This window comes from Gillisella vitis, assembly GCF_001541345.2.
Lineage (GTDB): Bacteria > Pseudomonadota > Alphaproteobacteria > Rhizobiales > Rhizobiaceae > Allorhizobium > Allorhizobium vitis.
Genome location: NZ_LMVL02000009.1, coordinates 194,730 through 200,897, shown reverse-complemented (window position 1 = coordinate 200,897; position 6,168 = coordinate 194,730). Strand labels below are relative to the sequence as shown.

The following is a 6,168-nucleotide window of genomic DNA, read 5'->3' as shown; positions in this document are numbered from 1 at the left end:
TCTTTTTCTGACGTTATCAAAGAAATTCGTAGTCCCGATGTAGCGAACATTGTCAATGCACAAATTGATGGACATCAAATTTCCAACGCTGAATATGAACTGGCGCGTCAATCCTTCAGGCCACGGCTCCAAGCCGCTTATCGCAACTACTTCAGACTCTATCGGTTAGATGCAATCCTCTTCCCAACTGCACCCTTGGCGGCCAAAGCCATAGGTCAGGATTCCTCAGTCATCCACAATGGCTCAATGGTGAACACTTTCAAGATCTACGTGCGAAACGTGGATCCAAGCAGCAACGCAGGCCTACCTGGGTTGAGCCTTCCTGTCGGCCTTACACCTGATCGCTTGCCTGTTGGAATGGAAATTGATGGATTAGCGGGTTCAGACCACCGTCTGTTAGCAATCGGGGCAGCGTTAGAAAAAGCGATAAATTTTCGTTCTTTCCCCGATGTTCTGAATTAGCTGTTTTCCAAATCTGCGCTTCATTTAGAATTATTCTTGAAATTGATAGAATATTCAGTTCGTCTTTGTCGTTCCCAAAATCAAAACATCTGCTTGATATAATAAAAATCGATATATAAAATTTATAGTTAATGCGTCTTCACAGATTAGAACATGAATTATTTTATAATTCAGCAGTCAGGATTCCCAAGTAAAATTAAATCAGAGAACTCCATAGACTGCACCTACAATTTGCTTTGAGTGCCAGAACGGCTCAAAGATTAGATTGCGGCTCAAGACCAAATATTAACCAGATATATCTATAGAGAATAGTTTATTATTCATAAAACACACAACAATACGACATCGGCGATTAAAGTACATATTCAAAATACACTGATTCTCTGCATGCAGGCTACATACTTTTATTATCATTACATAGGATCGATACATTTCGTTACAATCGGACACTTTTGCTTCATTCCCGCTCGCACAGATGTGCGTATTAGACCAAGCGCTTCAACAAGGAGGTGAGAGCCATTGACCACCCCGCCTTGGGTGCCTTTTTCAGGCCGTTATCCTGAAAGAGAGCTTTGCCGACCGCGACTATTTCAACACAGAAAGGGTCAGCCCGGGATGGCGCCAGGAAGGCATCGCCGCCGATCTTCACGTGCGAGAAACTTGTGTTCTGAAGCGAAGTATTCGGAAGGAAAGCAATATAAGCATCCAAATCATTTTTTTCATTGTTTGTAATGTGACAGACCTCGTTCTGCCAACACCTCATAGCTTCTTTTGTTATTCCTTGGGAATAGGGTGGAACGGTGGAGATGACCACGCCTTTGCCGGAAAAGCCCTCATAAAATCGCTCGCATGCATACCTTCGCATTTCTTGAAACGAACAATAAACGTACATTAGAGAATCATTGAGTACAATATTCAGGGACATACCTACCGGTGCTGGCAAGCAAGCAACACTGCGAAAGCGCTTGACCACTTCGTCTATAGCTGGATCAATCGGTACATTGGTATCAATGATAGAATCTATCCAGGAGCGTTGAGCAGGTATGAGATCCTGTTGTGCAAACCTAAGATAAGCTCTCCTTGTAGCAAGTAGGACGATTTCAAGTTCACGCCGGTCTTGTATATGCGAGCAGTCGATAACGTTGAATATCGGCCGACTGTGATCCATATCGAACAAGAGTGTTCTTTTTTGAATGTCAATCAGTCTAGGTTGATTATTATACGTGCTTGAGTACCCTTAATATTGGCTACCCGATAGCATCAATCACGGGATTGCGGTTTGAATCAATTGAGACGCACCGAAGCATTTCGTTTTTTAGCTCATCAAATTTATGTTGTGGACGATTTTTCAAAGTAGGGCCCACATTTCGGTGAAACCGCCGGCAACGGCGCGATGTGAGGCCTGCAGTTTGAGTATTTTGCGCAACTAATCGTATAGTGGGGGACAAACTGACACCGAAAATAAGACACTGACTGATTAGGCGGGCAGTGATTCCAGCTAGGTTAATGAGCCCCACTACATTATTAGTTAAAACTGTCAGCCTTTATCCATCATTTAAATATATATCTTGCCGGTATTTTTATACGTCGCACCGAGTTTTTTGCTTGTCACTTTTAGCTCGAGATCGCAACAATTCAAATTTTGCTCCCGGCAATCCGCTTTAGTTCGCAGATGGCTATGAATGTAAGAATGCTTTGTTGTTTTCTCATCAAGACGCGTCCTGACGTCCCGTTTTTTTGCGCAGGTGCTTTGTCAGCGTAGGCCACACAAGATGGAAGGAACCGCTTGGCCGGCTTGGACGCTTCATTGGGATCTTCCAGAAAACGTCACTCCCCCTGAGGTTCTCGCACGCCATTCTGTCCCAAAGCTTCTAGAGCGGCTCGAGGAGAACCTGCCCTTACAGGTCATTGAGCATAGAGGAATGTTCAATTTAGGGAACCGCATTCAAGAATGCACCGCGAGCTCATTGTTAGCCGCGCTGGGGCAAGGAGGACGTAATCTGAGCGAGTTAGACGTCTGTTTAACTTCAGATAATATCCCTGTGGTTTCTCATGATCTTAATACCTGGCGAGTGTCTGAAAAACTGGGAGATAACTTTTCCAATGAAATTCACTCATCAGACATCAATAATGTGCCTGTTATTATTCGAGAGGTGTCCAATGGGATAATACAGGATAGGTATCGTGAAACCATTGATCATATTCCTTTGTTAGACGAAATATTGGGGAAGGTATTCTCGGCTAATCCAGATGCCACCATTTTCCTAGACGGCAGGAACTACGAGGCTCACGTGATTGTGGCTTGGCTTAGCCACCGACCGGTATACCATCAAAGAGCTGTTGTACTTTTCTACACATTTGAATACCCGGACGGTGGTGCCTTTGTCGACGCAGTTTTAACAGCCCAGCCCGCATCTGATTGGAGAAAATCAATCGCTTTGATGCCCGCTCTTTTTCCTGAAGAACTTTGCCGATTAGCCCGTCTGCGTCAAGTTAGTGAACCCACAGTCGATGATTTGTATTTGGCAGGCAAAGCCTGGATTGATTCCTTGCTGATGCAGGACATGCGGGTTGTGGCGGTACATGTTGTTTTCTCCGAAGTGTCCAGAAATTTGTTGGATCGGGTTGTCGATAAAGATGTCTTGTTGGCTTTCGACTCTGATCAAGCTGCAGTGAGACTCGCGCACTACGTCAAGGAGGATACAATGATCAAAGCTAAACGCCCTCACCTAAAGTTCGCTGCGGTCACCAGATGCTACGACTTCGCGGCCTTACTGAATTCCGGCGAGAGGGCTGAGTTCTCAATCGACATTAACACAGGCAGGGCTCGACCTCATGAGACAGACGAGCGGAAACACATACGTTGGAGAAAAGGAACACCAGGAAATTCTGCAACGATTGCGGACTGGGTAATCTCAGATCGATCTGAAGATGAAATGGCTATCTGGGAATGGCGAAATCAGGGCATCGATCGTGAAGTTTCTCATCTAAGCCCCCATCTGGATGTCGATGTAGGAACGTCGGAATAAAAATATCGAAACCAGAATAATTTGTTTATTAGGTTTAGCAAATCAATGTATTTTTTCGAAATGTATCTGTTTATTTTCCCAATGTAATGAAACTGTGCTTCACATATATTTCCACTTTACACTAAATAGATAGAATTGTTTTAATTATATTCAAATTTTATCATCATATTCATTGGCGATCCGTCTATAATTCTCGAGACTGGATACATTTACAATTCAATATATCCTGCCGCCGCCGCGTCGCTGTGAGCGATGGGGTGGACGCTCCCACTCAACGGCATCTTCGTGCCAGAATGGTTGTGTTGGAAACCATTACAAAGGAGAGCGTCCATGGAAAAGGTTAGCATAATCGGCTTGGATTTGGCCAAAAGCATAATTCAAATCCATGCGGCCAGCGTAGACGGCTCGGTGCTTTTTCGGCGGAAGATTTCGAGCAAGAAGTTGCTTTCCTTCCTATCGGAGGTCGATCCTTGCGTTGTGGCGATGGAAGCATGTGCCGGAAGCCACCATTGGGGCCGCGAGATTGCCAAACTTGGGCATCGAGTGAAGCTGATTGCGCCCATTTACGTCAAGCCGTTCGTCAAGCGCCAGAAGAACGATGCAGCCGATGCGGAAGCTATCTGCGAGGCGGCTATGCGACCAACTATGCGTTTCGTCGCAGTCAAAAGTGAGGAGAAGCAGGCTGCGGCGACGGTATTCAAAGTACGTGACCTTCTCGTGCGGCAAAAGACCCAGATTATCAATGCGCTGCGTGGTCTAATGGCAGAGTTTGGAATTACCGTTCCACAAGGGCCCTCACATGTCGGAGTTCTGATCAATCACGTTGAAGATGATAGCTCAAGCTTGACGGAGGCAGCACGCGCACCCTGTTTGGCACTGGTTTTGACGCTGCGGGCACTCATTGATAAGGTTCGGGAACTTGATCTGGAGATTGGTCGGAGGGCTCGGCATGATGATGTTGCCAAGCGGCTCATGAGCATTCCCGGAATTGGCCCTGTCATCGCAACGGCGCTCGAAGCCTTAGCGCCGCCAGTTGAGACATTTACACGAGGTCGAGATTTCTCCGCGTGGATGGGTTTGACACCGCGGCAGCATTCGTCTGGCGGCAAGCCACGGCTCGGCAAGACCTCGAAGATGGGGCAGCGAGATCTTCGACGACTGTTGATCATAGGGGCATCAGCCGTTGTTCGCTGGGCGTCAAGGCGCGGGGCGGTTGAAGGGTCCTGGTTGTCGCGCATGATCGGCAAAAAGCCACACCAAGCGGGTTTCCCCGACCTGCCTCGTGCACTTTGATCGTAATCGCTACAGCGTTCCGGCATCCTTCGCCAATCGGCCTGTCAGCGTTCGGGTTTACCCAGATCGTATCGCTGTTGCAGCAGAAGGTCTGATCATATGCGAGCACCGTCGCATCATCAGCCGTTCGCATGATGGTCCTGGGCAGACGATTTACGACTGGCGGCACTATCTCGCCGTCGTTCAGCGCAAACCAGGCGCTCTTCGCAATGGTGCGCCGTTTATCGAGCTTCCGGAAGCCTTCAGAATACTGCAGCAGCACCTGCTCAAAAAGCCGGGCGGGGATCGCGAGATGGTCGACATTCTGGCGCTCGTCCTCCAGCACGACGAGCAGGCTGTGCTCTCGGCCGTCGATATGGCCTTGAAGTCCGGGGTTCCGACCAAGACCCATGTTCTGAACCTACTGCATCGCTTGGTCGATGGTAAATCTTCCACGCCACCGACGATAGCTGCGCCCCAAGCTCTCACACTTGCCAACGAACCAAAGGCCAATGTCGAACGCTACGATTCCCTGAGAAAGACAACGGAGGTGCGCCATGCGTCATAATCCAGCCAGCGGCGCAATCGTCATCATGCTGCGACAACTGAAGATGCACGGCATGGCCCAGGCAATCGGTGAACTCACCGAACAGGGGTCACCTGCCTTTGAAGCTGCGATTCCAATCTTGTCACAACTTCTCAAAGCCGAGACAGCAGAACGTGAAGTTCGTTCAACCGCTTATCAGCTCAAGACTGCTCGCTTTCCAGCTTATCGTGACCTGAACGGCTTCGATTTCTCTAGCAGCGAGATCAACGAAGCACTCGTGCGACAGCTCCATCGTTGCGACTTTCTCAATGATGCCAACAACATCGTGCTGGTCGGCGGTCCAGGCACAGGCAAAACCCATATTGCCACCGCTCTCGGCATCCAGGCAATTGAGCATCACCACAAACGCGTCCGGTTCTTCTCGACCGTCGAGTTGGTCAACGCGCTTGAACAGGAGAAGACGCAAGGTCGCTCAGGGCAGATCGCCAATCGACTTGTCCATTCCGACCTGGTGATCCTCGATGAGCTTGGCTACCTGCCGTTCAGTGCGTCAGGTGGCGCGTTGCTCTTCCATCTTCTGAGCAAACTCTACGAGCGCACCAGTGTCGTTATAACCACAAACCTCAGCTTCAGCGAATGGGCCAGCGTCTTCGGCGACGCCAAGATGACGACCGCGCTGCTCGACCGGCTCACTCATCATTGCCACATCCTCGAAACCGGAAACGACAGCTTCCGCTTCAAGAACAGCTCCGCCCACGAACCGAAAAATACAAAGGAGAAAAACAGCGACTTGACCAAATCACCAGACCCGAAACATATCTAAATGGCGGGTCAAATCTCGGTGGAAATGGGGTCAGT

4 protein-coding genes and 2 pseudogenes are annotated in these 6,168 nt (G+C 48.6%); 5 read left to right on the top strand and 1 reads right to left on the bottom strand.

Annotated features, from left to right (window positions below):
• The coding region (locus ASB66_RS24030; protein WP_272940010.1) for an amidase family protein at positions 1–462 on the top strand (462 nt) is incomplete at its 5' end.
• A 484-nt stretch (positions 463–946) separates the two neighbouring features.
• Here ASB66_RS24030 and ASB66_RS24025 read toward each other — a convergent pair.
• Positions 947–1,630, bottom strand: coding sequence for a RolB family protein (locus ASB66_RS24025; protein ID WP_081088918.1), 684 nt, complete (start codon positions 1,628–1,630; stop codon positions 947–949).
• Positions 1,631–2,234: 604 nt separating this feature from the next.
• Here ASB66_RS24025 and ASB66_RS24020 point away from each other — a divergent pair.
• From ASB66_RS24020 to istB, 4 genes and pseudogenes are all read left to right on the top strand, one after another.
• Positions 2,235–3,491, top strand: a complete 1,257-nt coding sequence (locus ASB66_RS24020; RefSeq protein WP_081088917.1) for a glycerophosphodiester phosphodiesterase family protein — start codon at positions 2,235–2,237, stop codon at positions 3,489–3,491.
• A 330-nt stretch (positions 3,492–3,821) separates the two neighbouring features.
• Positions 3,822–4,745 (top strand): annotated as a pseudogene (locus ASB66_RS24015) (IS110 family RNA-guided transposase); the annotation flags it as partial.
• Positions 4,744–5,331, top strand: a pseudogene (locus ASB66_RS24010) (Mu transposase domain-containing protein); the annotation flags it as partial. The pseudogenes ASB66_RS24015 and ASB66_RS24010, both read left to right, overlap by 2 nt.
• A complete protein-coding gene (istB, locus tag ASB66_RS24005) occupies positions 5,321–6,133 on the top strand; it encodes an IS21-like element helper ATPase IstB (protein WP_060716592.1) in 813 nt (270 codons plus the stop codon). The pseudogene ASB66_RS24010 and the gene istB, both read left to right, overlap by 11 nt.
• Positions 6,134–6,168 lie beyond the last annotated feature (35 nt).

Excerpts from the sequence above, each read along its gene's own strand:
- ASB66_RS24020 (WP_081088917.1), top strand. The coding sequence starts at position 2,235 with ATGGAAGGAACCGCTTGGCCGGCTTGGACGCTTCATTGGGATCTTCCA.
- istB (WP_060716592.1), top strand. The coding sequence starts at position 5,321 with ATGCGTCATAATCCAGCCAGCGGCGCAATCGTCATCATGCTGCGACAA.
- ASB66_RS24025 (WP_081088918.1), bottom strand. The coding sequence starts at position 1,630 with ATGGATCACAGTCGGCCGATATTCAACGTTATCGACTGCTCGCATATA.